This is a genomic window from Lederbergia panacisoli, from assembly GCF_024626525.1.
GTDB lineage: Bacteria > Bacillota > Bacilli > Bacillales > Bacillaceae_C > Lederbergia > Lederbergia panacisoli.
This window is the reverse complement of the sequence record NZ_JANJGU010000012.1, coordinates 79,137-101,279: the sequence shown is the minus strand read 5'-3', so window position 1 is coordinate 101,279 and position 22,143 is coordinate 79,137. Positions and strand designations below refer to the sequence as shown.

The window sequence follows — 22,143 nt, the reverse complement described above, 5'->3', positions numbered from 1 at the left end:
GTTGTGTATTTAATTAATCTTTATAGAAAAGTATAAGTGGACCTTTACCAATCAAGTATCAAGTACGCTGGAGATACGAGTATTATTAAAGAGAATCCGAAATAACTGGAAAACTCCTTTGGAAGTGCTATTACAATTAATATACGAGGAGGCTTAAAATGCAACCTAAGCCCAATGTAATTTTGATTACAACAGATCAGCAAAGAAAAGATTCGTTGGGGTGTTATGGATCAGATTTTGTAACCACACCTAACTTAGATAAAATGGCTGAACAGGGTATATTGTTTAACAGGGCATATTGTACCAGCCCAGTATGTACGCCAAGCCGGGCCACAATATATACCGGAAGCTATGCCAGTGAACATGGTGCATGGAATATTGGTATGAATGTACCTAAGGTTCAACCATTTCTGTCTGAATGTTTCCAAGAAAGTGGATATAAAACTCATTTAATAGGGAAAGCCCATTTTAACGCTTATAATAGTACATCGGAAAATTCTAAAGAACCAGACTCGGATTGGGAGAATCATTTCAGAAGCTTCCATGGCCCATATTATGGTTTTGACCAAGTAGAACTGACTGTTGCCCATACATTAGGCGGGGTTAAAGGACATTATGGATTATGGGTTAAAGATAAATCAGGAAAAACCGAATATGAGAGTGTACGTAAAGCTAAGAGGTCTTTTGGGGGAGAAGCCTATGATTGGGATTTACCAATGGAACTTCATAATAATAGTTGGATAGTAGAACGAACTAAGGAATTTTTAAAAGACAGTATTAATGAAAAGAATCCTTTTTTCCTAAGCATAGGCTTTCAGGACCCGCATCATCCCCATGCTGTTCCTAAGGAAAGAGTTGAGGAAATCCAACCCGAAAAAATCCCTTTACCTAAATATAATGAAGGGGAATTGGATGATAAACCTCCTCATTTCCAATCCGTAAGAGAGGGAAGATGGAATGATGATGCTTTAAAAGGGAACTTTTGGATGTCAGGACAAGCAAGTGGATTTGATTATAGAAATATTGAGGATCAAGATGCTAAGCTTGGAAAGGCATATTACTATAAAATGGTTGAGATGGTCGATGAAGCAATGGGTGAAATTCTTTTGACACTTGATAATCTAGGGTTATCAGAAAACACAATCGTTGTATTTACATCTGACCATGGGGAATTACTTGGGGATCACGGTATATGGATGAAAGGACCGTTCCACTATGAACAATTAGTAAATGTGCCCCTATTAATACAATGGAAGAATCATTTACCGGCTGGTAAAAAAATAAACTCAATTAACAGTTTAGTAGATATTGCCCCTTCCCTCCTTTCATTATGTGAAATACCAATTCCAAATGAATGGAACGGATTGGATTGTTCCCAAGTGTGGATAGGAAATTTACAAGAACATAGGGAACGTGCGCTTATTGAATATGTTGATGAACCACAAAAGTTGCGACTAAAAACAATCATTACTGCCCGATATAAATTGACTTACTATTCAGGTGAATCGTATGGTGAATTATACGATTTGCAAGATGATCCAGGAGAACTTAAAAATCTTTATCATGATTCGTCATACCAAGAGATTAAGCAAAATTTACTAATGAATCTTTTGGATGAGATAGAGTCAACCGAGATGAGAGCACATAGATATACTTATGCATAAAAAATAATAAAGGGGCCATGTATAAAAATGAAAGCAATCATGTGTATGTTTGATACTTTAAATCGTCATATGTTACCGCCTTATGGATGCGACTGGACACACGCACCTAACTTTAAAAGGCTAGCTGAAAGATCAGTAACCTTTGACAACTATTATGTAGGGAGTATGCCATGTATGCCGGCAAGAAGGGATTTGCATACTGGAAGATATAATTTCTTACATAGAAGCTGGGGACCAATTGAGCCATTTGATAATTCTATGCCAGAAATTTTAAAAAATAATGGTGTGTACACCCATATGGTTACAGACCACTGTCACTACTGGGAGGATGGAGGAGCTACATACCATCAACGATACAATACTTTTGAATTTGTTCGCGGACAGGAAGGCGACAATTGGAAAGGATCTGTAAATGAGCCTAATGTTCCACCATCTATTGGGATGAAGTACAATCCATTGGTTCGTCAGGATTGGGTTAATAGAGGATATATTAAGGAAGAAAAAGATTATCCACAGGTTCAAACATTTCAATTAGGGATGGAATTTATCAAAACAAATTATAAAGAAGATAACTGGTTTTTACAAATTGAAACTTTTGACCCTCATGAACCGTTTATGGCACCACAAAAATATCGAGATTTATACCCACATGAATACGATGGAAAACATTTTGATTGGCCTAGTTACGGTCCTGTTAGTGAAACAAAAGAGGAGATTGACCATGTCCGTTATGAATATGCAGCATTACTAAGTATGTGTGACGCATATTTAGGAAAATTATTAGATTTGATGGATGAGCTAAATTTATGGGAAGATACGATGTTAATTGTTAACACTGATCACGGTTTCTTGTTAGGTGAGCATGATCAATGGGCTAAATGTGTCCAACCGTTTTATAATGAAGTTGCCCATCCGCCTTTATTCGTATGGGACCCTCGGATTGGAAAAGCAGGTGAAAGGAGAAACAGTCTTGTACAAATGATTGATATGGCTCCTACATTATTGGAGTACTTTGGAGTTGAAATACCTAAAGATATGCAAGGCTCTCCTTTAAAAGAGGTTATTGATAATGACAAACCTGTAAGGGAAGCAGCATTATTTGGAATTCACGGAGGACATGTAAATTGTACAGACGGTAAACACGTATATATGCGTGCTCCCGAATCTATTAATAATGAACCATTATATAATTACACTTTAATGCCTTCTCATATGAGAAAATTATTTGATATAAAAGAACTAGCTACTGCAGAACTGGCTGAACCATTTTCATTTACAAAAGGAATCAAGCCATTAAAAATTAAAGGTAGTTGGGAGCAGATACCGAAACAACTGGAAACAATGCTCTTTGATTTAAAAGAAGATCCACATCAAAATGATCCGATTGATGACGAAGAAAAAGAAGAATACATGATTAATCATCTAGTCCGACTAATGAAGGAAAGCGATGCCCCAGAAGAACAATATAAAAGACTAGGACTATATGCAAAAGTATTATCAATGTAAGGATCTAAATACAAATAGCTATACGTAGAGCCTCATTAAATAAATATTGGATTTAATAATTATATTGAAAATTCCCCGTTTCTTATTATAAGAGCGGGGAATTAGCATGTGTGCCTATCAGTGGGTATTTATAGGGTGAAAGTTCCGAACTGCGATGTCAGAAGTAGTAGTTAAGGGTATCCATAGTGAAGTGGAATCTGAAGGAAGCTAGCGGCAAACCTCCCGTCTGGGGATCACCTACTCATATAAGGATAAGTACACAGATAATAAAGGAAAAACAGAAAAACCTAAGAGCGATAAGCCAAAAGTTGAAGAGCCAAAGGAGCCAAAACCACCAGAAGCAACTAAACCACCAGGATTAGATGAACCAGTTGAACAAGATCCTATTAAACCACAAGAACCGGGGAACACGCCAACTGATGTTAGTGAGGAAGATGTTGAAATTAAGGAGGAACGTAAAGAACTTAGTTTCCCCTAAGTGAGCACGTTATTCCAGAAACCTGTTATAGGTGATTCGAAATTAACGTGCTTATTTTTTTAATAAAAATAGCAATCTTATAAAGACTTATTGGTGTTGCGGGTTTGCTATAACTTTTGCGGCACTTTCTTTAGTTTGAAAACGAAAAAAGGTAGTACATTCGAACTTTGAGATACATTCAGAAATGTGAGTAATGTGGTCAGAGTAATTCAATTGATTTTTTTATCATAGTAGTCAGGGGTTTAGAGGGAAAACATTATTTGCAAACATGTGCAATTAATTTGGTGGGGGATTAATAGTCATACATAATAAGGTTATGGTGCCAGGTTCCAATAAGAATAAGAAAGTTTTTAAGAACCTGGCACATATACAATATTTCCTTTATAACGTTCATTTCCGCAATCTAGCACCAATCATATTTGAGAATATAAAATTCATTTTGTAATAACTCGATACCAATTAGAAAGATGTAACCAAACGGATATTGGTCAATCTGTTGTTTTTGCTTTTTTGAGCATAGATTTTAAAAGCTTTTAATTAAACTATCTTCTATTTAATACATTCCATTAATGCAGATGAATAAAGTAAGAAGAACCGACCTTTCCCTCATCCCTTTATCCCCGTCATCACTAATCCTTCAACAAAGCGACGCTGGAAGATGAGGAAAACGATAAACACGGGTACCATGATTAACACAGCGGCAGACATGACTACGTTAAAGTTTGTTGTGTTTTGGCTGTTAAAAAAGACCAAAGCTAGTGGTACTGTCATTTTAGTCTCCTCATTTAATACAATTAGGGGCCAAATGTAATTGTTCCATGAGCTCATAAAAGTAAAAATTCCTAGTGCCGACAAAACCGGTGTGATCTGCGGAATAATGAGCGAACGAAAAGTCCGAAACTCCGATGCGCCATCCACTCTAGCTGACTCGATAATGTCGCGCGGAATCCCTTCAATAAACTGTTTGCATAAAAATATCCCGAATGCGCTTGTTAAATAAGGAATGATTATGGCATGGATATTATTGATTAGGTTAAGTTTCGAGATGATTAGATAGGTGGGTATCATAATAATTTGAAATGGAATCATCATCGTAGCCAGGATGGCAACAAAGATAATCCGCTTCCCTCGAAATCGAAAACTAGCAAAAACATATCCTGCCAACGCACTGGAAAATAACGTCCCTAAACAGACTAATACAGCTGCATACAAACTGTTAAAGAACCAGCGAATAAATGGAGCATCGTTGATTACTTTCTCATAACCGGAAAAAGTAGGGTTTGCTGGTAACAGCGATGGTTTACTTTGAATAATCTCCATATTGCTTTTTAAAGATGACAACACCATCCACAAATAGGGCATAAACATGATGAACGATGCTACTGAAAGGAAAATGATTAATACAATATAGGTTACAGATAGTTTCTTTCTCATTGAAATCCCCCTTGTATATTAGTCGTAAGGGCTCTTTCTAGAAGAATTTCCAGTTGTCTTAAAAATTCGCTCTAGATTCATAAAGAATATTCAAAATATAAGGTGCTGTATTATTTACTCATACAGCACCTTATTGATCTTTTAAAAAAATATTTCTTTAATATTCCCAATTCGTGCGACCTACGCGTAACTGAATAACGGTAATCACCAAGATGATAATCAACAACACGAAGGCCATTGCGGAAGCATATCCCATATTGGCATAAGTGAACGCCTGGTCATATATTTCCAAGGAAAGGACCCTAGTTGAGTTCATTGGACCACCACTTGTCATGATTTGAAACTGGTCGAACATTTGAAAATAGGCAATTGTCGTCATAATGAATACAAATAGCGATGTACGACTGAGGAGCGGCAATGTGATATAGCGGAAAGCTCCCCATTTTCCAACCCCATCAAGCTCCGCAGCTTCATAGAAAGAAGAGGGGATTGCGTCCAAGCCTGCCATAAAAATAATCAAATTATATCCAATATCTGCCCACAGAGTCATGATAATGATAGATATCAGGGCCACTTTTGGATCTGTTAACCAATTAATCCCTTCAAAACCAAGCTTGTTTAATATCATGTTTAACAATCCTGCTTGCGGGTTAAAGATCGAAGCCCATACAATCGCTGATCCAGCCAACGGGGCAATACATGGCAAAAAGAAAAAGGTGCGAAATGTATTTTTTAAGCCGCGATGCCTCACTTTATTGATACAGACAGCAAGGAACAGGGTGAAAATGATATTTAAAGGTATTGCTACTAGAACAAAAATGGTTGTGTTCAGTAGTGCTTCACGGAAAATCTCATTTTGAAATAGCTTTACGAAATTATCTAAACCAATAAAATTAGACGACGCATTAAGCGGAGTATAGTCAAAAAACATTAACCATGTTCCGGCGAAAATGGGAATGATCTGAAAAATGATATATAACGTTAAGATTGGGAGAAGTGAAAGGAAGACAAACCTTCTCTCATGTATTTTTTGGCTAGATAATAAACCTTTTTTATTCATGGTTTACCTCCTCGTAACACAAATCAATCCTAGCCTTCATCGCGTGATATTAATGTCAATTTACTTGCTCTGTAGCATTTGATTGATTTCATTCTCGATTTGTTTAAGTCCATCTTCCACGGATACATTCCCTCTAACCATTGCCTGGAAATTGTCTAAGACTGTTTTAAACCAGAAAGAATCATCTTTCATTCTTCCTATGGTTTTACCATGCTCTAGCGCCTCAAGGGCTGTCTTCATAATAGGCACTTCTTCTTGGAAATTAGCATCATGAGCTACTGACTTTAAAGCTGGAACTGTAAATGTAGAGATGTTCCATTGCTTAGACCGTTCTTTTTCAGCCATGAAGTTAACAAATGTCCACGCTTCGTCAGGATGTTTTGTATAACTAGAAACGACCTCGCCCCAACCAGATTTGGCAGCAAAATATGCAGGATTCGCAGCATCAAATGAAGGCAAAGGAACGTAATCGTATTTATCGTCACTAACGTTCAGTTCCTCGGCCCCTGCAGGAATTGCCCAAGGCCCTATAATCGTCATGGCCGATTCGCCTTTGAAGAAAGTCATATAAGTTTCTGCACCAGGCACATCAAGTAAGTTTAAATCAGTAACCTGGTCTTCTTTAACTAAGTTAACGAGTTCAGTCATCGCGTTTACGGCTTCTGGAGAGGTGAAGTTTACCTTGTTATCACCGTCCCAATATTCGCCTCCTTGTTGAAGAATCATGGCCAAAAACTGATAATTCACCGAATCGCGAGAAATAAAGTCGAAACCTCTAACCGCTATGTTATTTCCGTTTTTTACAGTCAACTTACGAGCTGCGTCCTTTAATTCCTCCCATGTTTTTGGATAATCTAGCCCGGCATTAGCAAACATTTCCTTGGAGACAAGCATTGCACCAGCTTCGATACTAGATTCCCGAGGGATTCCATACACTTTGTCTTCATGCTTATAGAATCCTAAAGCAACATCGAAAACGTCGTTTATCAAATCTTCGTTTGTAACAGGCAGAAGATGTCCATTGCTGGAATACTCAGGCACCCAGGAACCAAACATTTGTACAACATCTGGTGTGTTTTTGGAAGCGAATGCCGCACGAAGCTTTTGAATAATGGCATCCCATGGGAATATTTCCATTTTAATCTTAATATTTGGATGCTCTTCCTCAAATTCTTCAATCATAGCTTTGTTCGCTTCATTAAAAGCTGGGCTTTGATGGACCCACCACGTAAGGGTTACTTCTTCTTTACTATCGCCATTGCTACTATTACTGCCGCTGTTACTATCACTGTTGCTGCCACTATTACTGCTTCCGGAACATGCGCTCATAACCACCATTACTAAAATTAGCGAGATCGAGACAAATAGCCTTGAAAAAGACCTGTTTTCTGCTCTCAATTTGCACACTCCTTTAAATTTGGATTTGTTTTATATCAAAATTACTCCCTGCATCTGCATCCACCACAACAGTAAGATACGGATGCAATTGCAATACCGATGCAGGGACACGTTCTGTAACCGGACCGAATAGTGCCTGCTGCATAATATCTGCCTTGTGCTTGCCTTTTGCGATTAAAAGAATCTGTTTTGCATGCATAATATTGCGAATGCCCATCGTGATTCCCTGAGCTGGAACATTGTCGGCAGAACCGAATAACTCTGTTTTCGCCTTTACAGTGGACGCGGAAATTTCGGCGATTCGCATCATCGTGCCGAAAGGTGTGCCTGGTTCGTTAAAAGCAATGTGGCCATTTTCACCAATACTAAGTATTTGAAGATCAATTCCTCCTAACTGCGTTATTTTTTTTTCATAATCTTCACACTCTTTTTCAGGTGAATCTGCCAATCCATCGGGAACGAACGTATTTTTCATATTTATATTTATTTGTTTCAATAAATCTTGATTGATCCTCGCGCGGCAGCTTGTCGGATCATCTGGAGCCAAACCTATATACTCATCCAGATTAAACGTAGATACTTTGGAATAATCGATACCCGCGTTAAGGTGTAATTGTACCAATTCACGGTGCAATCCCTCGGTTGTATTCCCTGTGGCAAGCCCCAAAACAAGATCCGGTTTGGTGATGACCATTCTGCTTACAAATAATGCTGCAAAACGATCAACTTCCGCGGGAAGAGTCTTCATATGAATGATCAATGCCTTTACCTCCGTTTTGTATTTTTCAATTAAGTGTTAGTATGGTTACCTTCATTAAAATTGGGGTAAATGTGCGCGTTGTGCGCTGATCAGTTCATCGACCATTCGAGATGCTGCTGCCGAATCAGTCATATATCCACCCGCTAGAATCGCCTCTATAAAAAGTTGTTTATCTCCTTTTAATGCTGCTTCGACGGTCATCTCGCCAATTTTGATATGTTTGTTTAATGCATCTAGCATGCCTTCCGGGAAGTCCAAAATCCGCAAAGCCTTAAACCCGCTTCCCGCAGCGACTGCCGGCAACTCAATGATGGCTTCATTAGGCAGGCCGGGCACTGCACCATTATTCGGCATGTTGACCGCATACAGGCGCTTGTGATCATGTTCTATTGAATCAATAATCTCCATCAGTTGTTCATGCTCACCCTCTACCCGATTAAAGAAATTCTCTGGTAATGGTTCAGTGGAAAAAGCAAGTTTTTTCGTCTCTGCGTAACTTTCGTCTCCATGCTCTATCGTCTTTTCAAACGAGTAAGCATCTATCCCTAACGTTTTTCCAGAGTAATTATTTTCTAACATCGCATCCACGGTGAATTCGGAATAGTGTCGGTCATCCGAAACGGGATACACTTGGTGAGTCATTATTAATTCCCTTGAGAGAGGGCCAATTTTGCTATTTTGATCATTTTTCGTTTGCTCCACTTGTTCTTGAACAAGCTCCCACGCATCCTTGCCATCATGGCGAAAATCGTACATAAAGACCATATGGTTAACGCCAACAGCAATCGACGATGTTTGTCTATAGTCAAGTCCCATAAATTCTGAAAGCCTGCGATGCCCATTTTTAACACCGTGACATAATCCGATGACTGGAACACCTGTATCTTTTCGAACCGCCCGACAGATCGTCGACATTGGATTCGAATAATTGAAGAATTGAGCATCGGGACAATATTTCTTGATATCGCGGGCGATGCCTGTAACAGCAGGGATCATTCTCATAGCTCGTGAGATTCCCCCAGGTCCTACACTGTCGCCTACAGGTTGATAAATGCCGTACTTCCGCGGAATAAACACATCCTGTTCCCATGCTCTTCTACCTCCAACCCCGATCGTACAAACAACATAATTCGCGTTATCTAACACCTGCGTACGATCAGTAGAATAAGAGATTTCGATATCACTTTTCTTTGCGGCAATCATCTTTTCGCAAAGTCTTTGCATCACTTCAAGCGCTTGGGGATCAGTATCTACCAGTGCTATATGCCACTTTTGCTCTTTCATTTGTTGAATTAAATCCATTACTAATCCACGAGTAAACACGACACTTCCTGCACCAATTAAGACGATTTTTTTCCTCATATTGTTATACACCCCTTATAAATTCAGACTTCTAACTTTCAGCTGCTGCTCATGCTTCCTCCATGCTACGCATCCTGCTCCAAGTAACCCAACGTTTTTCGGATCTAGTGTGGATAGCTGAAGATTTTTGGCGGACTTTGCAAACAGTCCAGAGTGGTCCTGTACATATTTGAGGAGTTGCTCGTAAAACCACTCATTTTGAAATAAGCCGCCGCCTAGAATAATTCCTTCTGTGTCCAACATGACTGAAATATTAATAATTGCTTGCCCTAGGCTTTTTACTGCTTGCTTAGTCATATCTTCACTTAGCGCATCCCCAGACTGAGCGGCTTGGAAAATATGTTTTACCGAAAGCACACCACTTTGAATGTATGGCTGCAAGGTAGAGGATGGATAATCGGGCGCAATTTTCTTAACATGCGCAATCATGTCTCCGCCGGACGCGAGCATTTCCAGACAGCCAGTTTGCCCACATTTGCACCGGACTTCCTCGGATCCGACAATCATATGACCAATTTCCCCTGCAGAAAAATTCGAACCTAGTAAAAGTTGCCTGTTGTTAACTATTCCTGCTGCTATCCCTGTACCGACATTAATATAAACAAAGTTACTCCATTGTTGTCCAGCGCCTAATCGCATTTCTGCGATCGTCGCTGCGTGAACATCATTGGCGAGTGCGGCATTAAGGTCATATCTCTCTTGAAACTCTTTAGCAATTTCTACGGAATGGCGAATAGGAATATTGACTGCACTCACCCAGACTCCGCGTTCAGAGTCAACCTTCCCGACTAGTCCTAACCCGGCCATTACAGGTTGCGGAAGGTGTTGAGTATCTGCTATGTAGCTATCAACCGCTTGCCATATTGATTTTAGCGCTGAATCTTGTGTGGAACGATCCATTGGATAACGCTTACATTCTGAAGAGAGCCCATCCCTTGTAATGCGGCCAATAAGGATTTTAGTTCCTCCAACATCGATGCCTAGAACGGTTTGTTGGCTTTCACCCACTGGACCTATCACCTGCCTTTTACTTCGTAAATGTTGTTGTCACTATATATAGTTAGTGCTATTATATAGGCAATTAAAAGGATTAAGAATGTTTAGATAAACTGATAATATGTACAAATCAACTATATGAGTTCGCGAGGTGATGGAATGACTTACGCTTCTACTTACGAATCTGATGAATATCATGGTCGAGGTTACGAGAATAAAGATGAGTATGCCCTTGTAAATAGTGCAGGTTACTACGAATTTGATCCACCCAACGGTTTAACGTATCGAAAATATGGCCGAGCCGATTATTATTTATCCTATAATCATTCCGGGGATATGCTTGTTAAAATCAATCGCAAAGAATATGAAATCGGTCCCGGTACGGTGTTTATTTATTCCCCTTATCAAGAGCAATTTTATGAGCAAGTGGATAATCAACTTATTTCTAATTACTGGGTCCACTTCACTGGTTTCGGCATTCAAGAATTGCTGCTTAAGGCCAACTTGGAGGCGGATCAAGTCTATCATGTATCTGTTAATGAGGAGATTCCGCATTTAATTAACACGATTATCGATGAGATTTCTCGTAAACAAGTAAACTTTAAACATATTTCCTCCATTCTTCTGCAGCAACTGTTCTTTACCATTTCCAGGAAATATGCACACGTCAATAACATAAATGAAAATTCCCAAATCGACTCACGAATCGTAGAAACGGTAGATTTTATCCGCAAAAATTACAAAAACAACATCACCGTTCCTGAACTAGCAGACATATCCGGTTGGAGCGTAAGTCGATATTCCTACTTATTTAAGCAAAAATTCAATGTGTCGCCCCAACAGTACCTTATCAACTATCGTTTGCAAAAGGCGAAGGAACTGATGGCTTTTACCAATCTAACTCTGTATCAAATCGCAGAAATGACCGGATTTGCCGACCAGTTTCATTTCTCGAAGACTTTTAAGAAGTATGAAAAGAAGACCCCGATGGAGTATAGGATGTAGAGGGGGTTTTAGTGAATTCCTACTAATGAATATTTGCTTAAATTGGAATTTGATAATTTGCATACGCTCATTGTCATCAGCTTTGATATATAGGGGAGTTAGGGAAATGGACACACTGGATGGGAAAAATGTTAGTGAATTGAGCGGGGCGGTTTGTGATAGATTGATGTTATATTGGGGATGTTTAATTTATTGGTGATATTTCGGTTGGAATTGTTGAAGTTTAAAAGATAATTGTTGAAAATTTCGAGCTGATTGGTGAGATATTATCTGTGATTGGTGAAGAATGCTTGGGAATTGATGAAAAAATAAGGTTAATTGATGAAAATCGAGTGCAGATAAGTGTTAGTGCATACTATTAAAAAATACCTTGTTAGAACTAGGAAAAGAGCTTATTGTGATCCTGAGGATAGATGAGGCCTAAAATAGTGAAAAGCCATCACTTTATTTTGGAAAAGGGACGGCTTTTTATTTGTATATCGCATGTGTCAAATAAAGAGAATGTACCTTGATGCTGGATTCAAGTTATGTGGAAAAATACCGGAATATTGTTCTATAAAATTACTTTCTGAAAACATGACTTTTTTACTAATTCTATTCTTTTTAAAAGTTTTTTTATAATAAAATGTCGAATTTTTTATAATATTTTGTCAAATGGTAGACAAAAAGTCCTAAATGTGTAATAATATAGAAAGATGTGAAAATTGTATTTTTGAAAGGGGAATGATGCGATAGGGCGGTGAAGGTTTTTAATAATGTTAATGCATCTTAGTTAATGTCATCCATGTGTGCTATCTCTGTTCGGAAAATAAATTGGGGGAGAGTCAGATGTATGAAATTGATTGATCGTTATATTATTAATCGCTTTACCATCGCGCTGATGGGAGTTTACCTTAAAAATGGGTATTTTTACTCACTTGTCATGGAAGGGAAAAAGACTTTCTTAGTCAATTTGAGTCCGACTGAAATCCTTGAAACCAGTTTGCTCTATTATGGAAATGATTTAGAGGGTGCGGAAAATGCTTCAAAAGCTGCTCTAGGAGATATTGAGATGCCGCCAATTAAAATAAGTGGCAGTTTAGGTATTTACTGGTTTCCAAGCACGTCTACAGAGAATGCTGATTGTGTTTGGTTTTCTGTAAATCATATTAAGGAGATCATTGCGGTAGGTAAATCTAAATCGAAAGTTGTTTTAGAATTTGGTGATGCGATTACCGTAAATATCAGAAAAAAAGCTTTTGAAATGAAGGAATATCGTGCCCGTTATCTCAAAAACATATACGATAAACGAACAGACCCAAGAATAAAGTTTACATATAATCCACGAAAAAAAGCGGACAACGTGGCTGAAAATAAAAATACATATCACTTCGAGCAAACTGAAGATGGTATCATACAAATATTTCCCGATAAAGACAACGATGATCAACACCATAAAAAATAATAGAATTAAAGATTCCAAAAACGTTTGGGTGCCAGTCGCCCAAACGTTTTTGCTATTTTAATATAAGTGCCAGGCACCCACACAACTCTGATACTATTCAGAATTGTGTCTGAATTGTTTGGGTGCCTGGCACTCACACAATTTGAGTGCCTAGCACTGAATATTCTATGAAAACTTAGCAGGAATTGGTGAAAGTTTAATAGAAGTATTGTTTGGTGCTAGGGAGAGAAGGAGGCAGAAAAGGGTTATGAGGCCGATTGGTGAAAGTGGAAAAAAGCTAATTGTATTTTTAGATTGTGGGGACACGATAATTGATGAGGGAACTGAGGTTAGGGATGATGAGGGGATTGTTATAAGGGGGGATTTGATACCGGGGGCGGATGTAATGGTTAGGACTCTTGCGGAACGGGGTTATACTCTTGCTTTAGTAGCGGATGGAGATGCGCAATCGTTTAAAAATTTATTGACGCAAAATGGGTTGTATGAGTATTTTACTACTTTGATTTATTCGGAAACTATTAAAGCTTCCAAACCAAGCTCTCGAATGTTCAAGGCTGCTATCGGTGCGTTGGACCTCGATTTTGAAGATTGTTCTAGGATCGTTATGGTAGGAAATAATTTAAGCAGGGATATTAAAGGTGCCAATGAAATGGGAATTACAAGTATATTTTTACGTTGGTCGCCCCGATATCCAAAGGATCATGTAGAGGATAGTGAAAAGCCGGATTATATCATTAGCCAACCCCTTGAGTTAATAGATTTGGTAGAAAGGCTTAATGCGCAATTAGGTTAAAATTGCATTCCGATGCGATGAAACTATTAAACTTATGATAGGATTTTCTACTTTTTCTTTGTAAAAATACAGAGCGCGAAACTATATATGTAAATGAATAATGAGGTGGCGAAAATGGCTAGTATTTTTCAAGGGAATCAGGTGAGCTATATTGGAGCACATCGGGGTGCATCGGCATATTGTCCGGAAAATACGATGTCTTCCTTTAAGAAAGCATTAGAATTAAAGGCTGATACGTTGGAACTAGATGTCCAACTTACAAAAGATGGGGAAGTCATTGTCTTTCATGATTTTTACCTTAATAAAAGTACAGATGGTCAAGGTTTTGTTTTCGAGCATACATTGGCTGAAATCCAACGCTTGGATGCTGGGTCTTGGTTCGCGAAAGAGTTTGCCGGAGAAAAAGTTCCTACCTTGGAAGAGGTTCTCACATGGTCTAGAGACAAAGTTTGGCTTAGTATAGAGTTGAAGCAGTTTGAGCATTTGCACGAACCCCTAGCAAAAAAGGTAGTTCAATTAATTGAGCATTATCAAATGGAAGATCAAGTTCAGGTGATGTCATTTAATCATGCATCATTAGTTAAAATTAGAAATTATAGTAAAAGAATGATGACTAATGTAATTTGTGGTGCAAGAATCGTTAATCCAATTCAATATCTGCGATCGATCCAAGCCCAAGTACTCAATACTCCTATTATTCATTTATCACCTGATTTAGTAAAAGAACTACATCATGAAGGATTTTATGTACATGCCAGTATGAGTGATGATATTAATGTTTGGAAAGCGGTTTTGGAATGGGGTATAGATGCGATGAATACTAATATACCTGATGTGATGATTGCAGAGAGAAGCGAGTTTTTAGAAAAGTAATTCGAATTTTTAAATCTGCAAATTATCCTACTACTAATACAGTTGTGTCACATATAAAAATCGCCCCATATAACCATGTTGTATAATATAAACAGAGGAATAGAATACATAAGAGCGGAGGAAATAAAATGCTTAACATAGTCGTATTAGATGGCTTTACATTAAACCCAGGTGATTTGGACTGGGCGAGCTTAGAAAGATTGGGGAATGTTACTATCTATGAGCGAACGAATGCAGATGAGATTATTACGAGAGCGGCAGATGCACACATCGTGTTGACGAATAAAACGCCAATGACGAAAGAGACAATATCAGCATTAACTAATTTGCAATATATCGGTGTACTTGCGACCGGCTATAATATTATTGATTCGGAAGCCGCGAAGGAACGGGGGATCATTGTTACGAATGTGCCGACGTATAGTACGCAATCGGTGGCGCAATTAGTATTTGCATTGCTTTTGGAGCTGTGTCACCATGTAGGGCGGCATAGTGATGCTGTTCACGAAGGGGAATGGACACGCAGTATTGATTTTTCTTTTACAAAATCCCCGCTGATTGAATTAGCTGACAAAACGATCGGGCTAATTGGATTGGGGAGAATTGGCATGCAGACAGCACAGGTTGCCCAAGCGTTTGGAATGCGTGTATTAGCTGTCGGGAGCGGACGCCGGACACCTACTGAAATGCCTGGGGTAGAATGGGTGGAACTTGAGGAATTATTGGAAAGATCTGATGTTGTTAGCCTTCACTGTCCATTGACACCTGATACAAATAACTTGATAAACGCCGAACGAATTGCTCTAATGAAGCAATCTGCATTCTTAATTAACACATCAAGAGGACCGTTAATTGATGAGCAAGCTTTGGCGGATGCATTGAATGAAGGCCGCATTGCCGGAGCGGCGGTTGATGTTCTTTCTACTGAACCACCGGCGGCTGACAATCCGCTTTTATCAGCAAGCAACTGCGTCATCACCCCGCATATTGCATGGGCGACAAAAGAAGCACGTGAACGTTTGATGGAAATTGCAGTGAGCAATGTGGAAAGTTTTATTGAAGGAATGGCTGTAAATGTTGTGAATCAATAGGAAGTAATGTGAAATAAACCTCCTTGCTATTTTTATAGCTTGGAGGTTTTCTGCTTTTAATAAGTGTCTCGCTTTCTTCATTTTTTAGAGAGGCGAGTACTCGCGGATTATTCGATGTTTTTATTGTTAAGGAAGATTTTTTTTAAATTGTACCTTATGGATAAGTTTAAATGTAAAATGTACTCATCTTACTTTGCCGCTTAGTAAGCTTCCGGTTGCTTACTACGATTAGTCAACGTCAGGTCGCCCTTCGGACTCACTGTATGTCGATTATCTCGCCAGGATTGTACCCTACTGAGCTTGGTCGTGAATTGTTTTTTGATGTTCAAAACAGTAGATTTTACCTTTGAATTTTTTATTGCCCAAGCAATATAACTTAACTTTTTCTGTAACAGGTTGATTGCAAATAGAGCGGGTTGATAGAACGCTTGTTTTTTCTATTTGAGCTTTTAATCCTTTCGTATGTTCCTCTCTAATCTTTTGATCAAAGATATTCGCCTTAGATAAAGTGTTATAGATCGATACAATGTCTTGTTCATGTAGTAGAATGGCAATCTGTTCTCTCGATGCATTTTTAACCTGATTGGAAAAACAGAATTTATTTCGGAAGATATGAAATGTATGAGTGCCAGGCACTCGCACAACTCCGGAACTATTCAGAATTGCTTGGGTGCCTGGCACTCTTTTCGGTAATCCATTGGAGTATAATTGGTTTCTTTCTTAAATATTTTTGTGAAATAAGAGTAATTTCCATAGCCTACCTTGTCGGAAATTAGGTGAACGGGATGATCTGTATTGGTTAGTAAGTCTTTTGCGACTTCGATTCTTTTTTTGATTAGGTAATTGATTAGTGAGATGCCCATTTCTTTTTTAAAGATTCTTGCTATGTAGTCAGGGCTTAGGTATAAGGTGCTTGCTAGGTTGGTTCTCGTAATGTTTTCGTGATAATTTTGATCGATATAGTCACAAACCTTATGAACGACTGACTTTTGAGAATTTGTAAATGTCATATAATTAAAAGAAACATCAACTAAATAAGCTAGGTAGTTCATTAGATCCTCTATTGATCTATTCGAATGTTCGTGTAAGAAATCAAATACTTTTCCTTGAAACAAATGATGTGCAAGGATTTCTTTCTTTTTTAAATGAGTATAGATTAATTGGTTAATGTCAATTTTAAAATTACCAATTACATGTTGGTTTGCTTCACTTTTTTCTACTAAATTGTTTAAATATTGTTGGCATCTATTTATAAAACTATCACGATTTTTAGTTAGAAGATAATCCTCTAACAATTTTAAATTCGGCTCTACATATTTAGCTGTTTTGTTTTGATGATTAAGAAGCAAAAACGTTTTGTTTCTATAATTAATATTTTCATCTCTAGCAGCTTGGAGTTTCGTTACCTCGGATTTAAATTGAGCTAATATTTCCACTGTTCCTAGGTAACATTGAATATCACAATGTAATTGTTTGTTGACGGTTTCAATCAGTTCATTACAAGCAGCCTGGGATGATGCTATATCAAGCGTTTCCATCACTTTAAAAATAGCTAGGTATTTTTCGTTATTCATCTGTAATGGTAGAAACCCATCTAATTGAATCGGATGATTTTGAAAAACTGTTTCAATGATAGAATTTAATTGATTTCTAAGATTGCTTTCATGATTGAATACGGATTGTATTTCTCTATTGTCTATCAACTTATAAGGAAAAAGTTCTATTAATAAAGGTAAAAACTGGTCATCAATGGAATAATCAATATGCTTGGTATTTAACTCTTCCTGTAACTCCTCAATTGTAAATGGAAAATCACTTCTTTTTATATGCGAACTCCAAAAATGCTCTTTAAGTTCTTCCTTGTTTTCCTGCCAATATTGCCCAACCTTTAATGCTTCCTCATTGTCTTGACTCGCTTTAACATTTTTGATTGCTTTTTTGATGATTAATTCAAGCTTGTCAAACTCGATTGGTTTTAAGTAATATTCAAAGCTTTGCAGCTCAATTGCTTTTTGGGCGTAGTGAAAGTCAGCGAAATTGGTTAAGTAAATTGTTTGGACTTTATACCCCTCCGACCTGATCCAAGCCAATAATTCAAGGCCACTTCCTTGTGGCATTTCGATATCAGAAATAAGAATGTCAATCGGATGTTCAGTAAAGAGTTTCATTGCCTGGCGAATATTGTATGCACAGTAGATTTTTTCAACACCTAATGTAACCCAATTTATCTTTTTTTCAAGGGCAGAAACAACAAAGCGATCATCATCCGCGATTAATATATTCATTTATTTACCCTCTCCTCGTCGATAATATAAGGGATCGTGATCTGTATCATGGCGCCCCAATCTGGAATATTTGAAAATTCAATCTGAAAATCTTCATCAAATAACAAGCGAAGTCTTTGGGTTACATTGTTAATACCAATATGGTTTCCGTTTTTCGTTGTTAATAGCATTTGATTTTGAAGTGTTTCTAAAATATCAGCGGGAAAACCTGGTCCATTATCAAGTAAATTTATAATGATCCATTTTCTGTTTTCGACTTTTTTGGAACGAATATGTAGTCTAATGTTAATTTGCTCATCCAATGAAATGGCATGCTTTACTGTATTTTCGATAAATGTTTGAATCATTAGGGGAGGAACCATTGCCTTCTCAATCGACGGTTCTGTTTGAATATCAAATTTAAATGAATGCGCATGCAATAATTTTTGGATTGAAAGGTAATCTTGAATATGATTCAATTCCTTTTCAAGTTTTACATAGTTTTGGTTTGTTTGAAATAAGTACCTGAAATAGTTAGAGGTGGAAATCGTCATTTTTTTAATTTCTTTATACATCTCCATTTCGGCCATACTGTGAATGGTCGTTAAACAACTTAAATAGAAATGGGGTTTTATTTGTAATTTCATAAAGTCCATTTGAATTTGCTTCTTTTCAAATTCCTGTTCGTAATAATCGATTTTCAGTTTTCTAATTTCGCTCATTAAACCTTTAAATTGTTCATTCGCTTGTTCTAGTTCGATAATACTGCTCCTAAAATCAATCTTCTCATTATTTTTATTAATTTCAGAGAGATTTTTAGAGAAATTTTGAATGGGTGATAGAACCTTATTCCGTAAAAACCCTAAGATGAGGAATAAGTTTAAACTAATTAGAAAGGTTGCTAGAACAAGAACAAATTGAGCAATCGCCACCTGTTTATATGCACTAAAATAATCAACTGATACATGTAGTGAAAATGGCAGACCAGTATCTTCTTGAGGAAAAAGAAGATAACTAGTAAAAATGGATTTTAATTTTCTATTACTTGAGCCTTCTTTTGATCCAGATAAAAAACCGTTTGCATCATCTTCAATCATGAGCATACCTTTATCACCAAGATTAATTTCTTGGAGTGGCAAAAGGATATCATCCATTGCAATCAAGGAAATAAACATTCGATTTTCGTATTCTAGTAAATGGTATAAATAATAGTTTTTATCAATTTTCAAAGGTTTCCATTTATCGATATTTTCATACATATTTATATTTCGCTTTTCAGATAGAAAAAATTTCTTTATCTCCAAATACTCTGAATAGTCCATTTGGATGGGGGAACTGTTAAAAAAGTAGTTCTCTTTTTTTAATGCTAAAAAGAACTGATATTCTTTACCTGTCGAGTATTGAAAATCGTTTACCCTTGTTCTGAAATTATGAATGCTTTTAGGTAATTCCGACATATCCTTTGCTTTTTCAATATCTTCAATTAATGGTTCATTTTTTATTGTCCATACCATAAAGTGATCAACCGCATTAAATTTTAAGCGGGTGTCTTTTAAATAAAGATTAATCGTATTTGTAATGTATTCGACACTTTGTTGCCTTGTAATCCAGATAGTAAAAAAAGTAACGAATAGATTTATTAACAGGATGGAAATTAATATAATGAATAGTATTTTTGAATAATAATTTACAGATCGTGAAGGATGTTTTCCTATATTTAACTTCACCTTTATTACTTCCTCCCTTGAGCGCCCCTTACTTTTAATTATAATCTCTTTTTTCTTTTGTTTAATAGCACAAAACGTGGGAAAGTGTGGAAAAACAGCTGCTTAGGACTGAATAGTGCTATTTTTGAATTTCCCTTTTTTAAATTAACATGATTTAGGTCCGAATCGTAATGATTTATAGCGATTTTCTTATATAAAGTCGTGAATGCGTTGCCATATAATAAATACAGTTAACGGATTGCCATTTTAAAAGGCTGCTAGATTTTGTTTTGTTAACGCTCTCTTGAAAGAATGAGAGGGAATTGAAAAAATTCCAAGGAGGTTGCGTGCACGGGAAATCTCTTTATAGAAAATCAAATAAAGGGGGAGGAAGATTGGAGAATAAAATAGGTACACAACTGGCGGCTGAACCCTCTACTATACTAAGGGTGAAAAATAAAAATAAAAAGCTGAAACAGGTAAAGAAAAGTATTCCACTGTATGTATTATTACTCCCATCCATTATCTTATTAATCTGTTTTACTTATATACCAATGTATGGAGTGATCATTTCCTTTAAAGATTATTCCCCAGTACTAGGCATTTGGGGGAGCCCTTGGGTGGGATTCAAGCATTTTATTCAATTTTTTAATTCTTATCAATTTGAACTAACAATCAAAAATACTCTGACTATTAGTCTATACAGTATTTTGGTAGGGTTTCCTTTACCAATTGCACTAGCTATCCTCTGTAATCAAATGCGTGTTGGAATGTTTAAAAAGGTATTCCAGGTCACTACTTATTTGCCGCATTTTATTTCAACGATGGTCATGTGTGGGATGATTTTGATATTCTTATCCCCTAGTAGTGGATTAATAGCAAATTTACTAGAATTAATTGGTATTGAAATGCCAAATCTTTTAGCAAAACCGGTATTTTTTGGCAGCATATATGTATGGAGTGATGTATGGCAACATGTTGGATGGGATAGCATTATCTATTTAGCTGCCTTATCTGCCATTAATCCAACCTATTATGAAGCTGCAACAGTGGATGGAGCCAGCAAAATGCAAAAGATTTTCCATATTGATATACCGTTGCTTTTACCTACAGCAATGATTTTATTAATTTTACGTGCGGGCGGTATATTGAGTGTAGGCTTTGAAAAAGTCCTGCTATTGCAAAATCCATTAAACTTACCTGGAAGTGAAGTCATTTCCACGTATGTATATAAAATGGGTCTTCAGAATTTTCAATACAGCTTATCAACTGCAATTGGTTTATTTAATACAGTCGTAAATGTGATTGTCTTACTCTTCGTGAATTGGCTATCTAAGAAATTGACGAAAACAAGCTTGTTATAGAAGGGAGGGAGGCAAATTGGATGTTGCAATAAGAAACAAGAGTCGCAAAAAAAATGCAAGAATTCAATCGAATTGGCAAGACCGATTATTTGATTTCTCAGTCTATGGAATAGCCATTATGATGATTATTATGATTGTATATCCACTATGGTTTATTATCATTGCTTCCTTCAGTAGCCCAACAGACGTGTCAAATGGAACTGTCTGGTTTTGGCCGAAAGAATGGAAATTAAACGGGTATATTGAATTATTAAAGAACGAAGCAATCTGGCGTGGTTACCTAAATACGATTATCTATACAGTGGTAGGAACCTTCATTGCATTATGTGTAAACATTCCTGCAGGTTTTGCTCTATCAAGACCTGACCTAATGGGAAGAGGGTGGATTACTACCTTTTATATTGTCCCAATGTTTTTCGGTGGAGGATTAATTCCAACTTATTTGACGGTGAAAAACTTTGGACTACTTGATACATTTTGGGTATTGGTTTTACCTTTTTCCGTTTCCGCCTTTAATATTATTATTGCTAGGACATTCTTTAAAAATAGTATTCCTGAGGATCTATGGGAAGCAGCGCAAATGGACGGGTGCAGTACGATTCGATACTTTTTCACTATTGTCTTGCCATTGTCGAAAGCGGTTCTTGCTGTTATTGGCTTATGGACGGCGGTCGGAATTTGGAATTCGTGGTTTGATGCTATGATTTATATTTCAAACGAAAATTTGCAGCCGCTTCAGCTCATTCTTAGAAGAATTTTAATTATGAATGAAACGCTCTTTGAAATGGCATCAGGCAACCTTGCATCAGAGTTAAGAAATCTTTCGGATATGATGAAATATGCAGCAATCGTTGTTTCGACACTTCCAATAATGTTACTGTATCCATTTTTACAAAAGTACTTTAATCAAGGGATTATGATTGGATCCATTAAGGAATAGGGGGA

18 protein-coding genes are annotated in these 22,143 nt (G+C 37.1%); 9 read left to right on the top strand and 9 right to left on the bottom strand.

All coding sequences use genetic code 11. The annotated features are described in order from the left end of the window. The first annotated feature begins 158 nt into the window (after window positions 1-158). Both NQ185_RS15255 and NQ185_RS15250 read left to right on the top strand, forming a co-directional pair. Window positions 159-1,664 (top strand): sulfatase family protein, encoded by a 1,506-nt coding sequence (locus tag NQ185_RS15255; protein WP_257582834.1) that lies wholly within the window; start codon window positions 159-161, stop codon window positions 1,662-1,664. 27 nt (window positions 1,665-1,691) lie between these two features. Further along, window positions 1,692-3,170 carry a sulfatase gene (locus NQ185_RS15250; protein WP_257582833.1) on the top strand — a complete coding sequence of 493 codons (1,479 nt, stop codon included), beginning with the start codon at window positions 1,692-1,694 and terminating at the stop codon, window positions 3,168-3,170. A 1,084-nt stretch (window positions 3,171-4,254) separates the two neighbouring features. Here NQ185_RS15250 and NQ185_RS15245 read toward each other — a convergent pair. The 6 genes from NQ185_RS15245 to NQ185_RS15220 all read right to left on the bottom strand — a co-directional run bounded on the left by NQ185_RS15245 (window position 4,255) and on the right by NQ185_RS15220 (window position 10,670). Then, window positions 4,255-5,082 (bottom strand): carbohydrate ABC transporter permease, encoded by an 828-nt coding sequence (locus tag NQ185_RS15245; protein WP_213129538.1) that lies wholly within the window; start codon window positions 5,080-5,082, stop codon window positions 4,255-4,257. A 157-nt stretch (window positions 5,083-5,239) separates the two neighbouring features. Next, on the bottom strand, window positions 5,240-6,142 hold the full coding sequence (locus NQ185_RS15240) for a carbohydrate ABC transporter permease (protein ID WP_257582831.1): 903 nt from the start codon (window positions 6,140-6,142) through the stop codon (window positions 5,240-5,242). A 60-nt stretch (window positions 6,143-6,202) separates the two neighbouring features. Further along, a complete protein-coding gene (locus NQ185_RS15235; protein WP_257582830.1) occupies window positions 6,203-7,540 on the bottom strand; it encodes an ABC transporter substrate-binding protein in 1,338 nt (445 codons plus the stop codon). A gap of 13 nt (window positions 7,541-7,553) precedes the next feature. Continuing rightward, complete coding sequence (locus tag NQ185_RS15230) at window positions 7,554-8,300, bottom strand: glucosamine-6-phosphate deaminase (RefSeq protein ID WP_257582829.1); 747 nt, start codon at window positions 8,298-8,300, stop codon at window positions 7,554-7,556. Between the two features lie 54 nt (window positions 8,301-8,354). Then, window positions 8,355-9,662 (bottom strand): family 4 glycosyl hydrolase, encoded by a 1,308-nt coding sequence (locus NQ185_RS15225; protein ID WP_257582827.1) that lies wholly within the window; start codon window positions 9,660-9,662, stop codon window positions 8,355-8,357. A 15-nt stretch (window positions 9,663-9,677) separates the two neighbouring features. Further along, window positions 9,678-10,670: an ROK family protein gene (locus NQ185_RS15220; RefSeq protein ID WP_257582826.1), complete on the bottom strand. Its 993-nt coding sequence runs from the start codon at window positions 10,668-10,670 to the stop codon at window positions 9,678-9,680. Between the two features lie 147 nt (window positions 10,671-10,817). Between NQ185_RS15220 and NQ185_RS15215 the strand changes: the two genes are divergently transcribed. The 5 genes from NQ185_RS15215 to NQ185_RS15195 all read left to right on the top strand — a co-directional run bounded on the left by NQ185_RS15215 (window position 10,818) and on the right by NQ185_RS15195 (window position 15,864). Further along, a complete protein-coding gene (locus NQ185_RS15215; RefSeq protein ID WP_257582825.1) occupies window positions 10,818-11,663 on the top strand; it encodes an AraC family transcriptional regulator in 846 nt (281 codons plus the stop codon). 832 nt (window positions 11,664-12,495) lie between these two features. Then, the gene (locus tag NQ185_RS15210; protein WP_257582824.1) at window positions 12,496-13,107 is read left to right on the top strand and encodes a competence protein ComK; all 612 of its coding nucleotides are present in this window, start codon (window positions 12,496-12,498) and stop codon (window positions 13,105-13,107) included. 247 nt (window positions 13,108-13,354) lie between these two features. Beyond that, on the top strand, window positions 13,355-13,900 hold the full coding sequence (locus tag NQ185_RS15205; RefSeq protein WP_257582823.1) for an HAD family hydrolase: 546 nt from the start codon (window positions 13,355-13,357) through the stop codon (window positions 13,898-13,900). Between the two features lie 114 nt (window positions 13,901-14,014). Further along, window positions 14,015-14,773, top strand: a complete 759-nt coding sequence (locus NQ185_RS15200; protein ID WP_257582821.1) for a glycerophosphodiester phosphodiesterase — start codon at window positions 14,015-14,017, stop codon at window positions 14,771-14,773. Window positions 14,774-14,901: 128 nt separating this feature from the next. Next, on the top strand, window positions 14,902-15,864 hold the full coding sequence (locus tag NQ185_RS15195) for a D-2-hydroxyacid dehydrogenase (protein WP_257582820.1): 963 nt from the start codon (window positions 14,902-14,904) through the stop codon (window positions 15,862-15,864). A gap of 291 nt (window positions 15,865-16,155) precedes the next feature. Here NQ185_RS15195 and NQ185_RS15190 read toward each other — a convergent pair whose 3' ends face one another. From NQ185_RS15190 to NQ185_RS20270, 3 genes are read right to left on the bottom strand one after another with little or no spacing between them, the layout of a single operon-like run. Next, window positions 16,156-16,500 carry a hypothetical protein gene (locus tag NQ185_RS15190; RefSeq protein WP_257582819.1) on the bottom strand — a complete coding sequence of 115 codons (345 nt, stop codon included), beginning with the start codon at window positions 16,498-16,500 and terminating at the stop codon, window positions 16,156-16,158. 20 nt (window positions 16,501-16,520) lie between these two features. Next, the gene (locus NQ185_RS15185; protein WP_257582818.1) at window positions 16,521-18,149 is read right to left on the bottom strand and encodes a response regulator transcription factor; all 1,629 of its coding nucleotides are present in this window, start codon (window positions 18,147-18,149) and stop codon (window positions 16,521-16,523) included. Next, complete coding sequence (locus NQ185_RS20270; RefSeq protein ID WP_257582817.1) at window positions 18,146-19,855, bottom strand: sensor histidine kinase; 1,710 nt, start codon at window positions 19,853-19,855, stop codon at window positions 18,146-18,148. The genes NQ185_RS15185 and NQ185_RS20270 overlap by 4 nt, the downstream gene beginning before the upstream one ends. 374 nt (window positions 19,856-20,229) lie before the next feature. On the opposite strand from NQ185_RS20270, the gene NQ185_RS15175 reads away from it, so the two are divergent. Both NQ185_RS15175 and NQ185_RS15170 read left to right on the top strand, forming a co-directional pair. After that, entirely contained in the window at window positions 20,230-21,198 is a 969-nt protein-coding gene (locus NQ185_RS15175; RefSeq protein WP_257582816.1) for an ABC transporter permease, read from the top strand. 16 nt (window positions 21,199-21,214) lie between these two features. Then, window positions 21,215-22,138, top strand: coding sequence for a carbohydrate ABC transporter permease (locus tag NQ185_RS15170; protein ID WP_257582814.1), 924 nt, complete (start codon window positions 21,215-21,217; stop codon window positions 22,136-22,138). Window positions 22,139-22,143 lie beyond the last annotated feature (5 nt).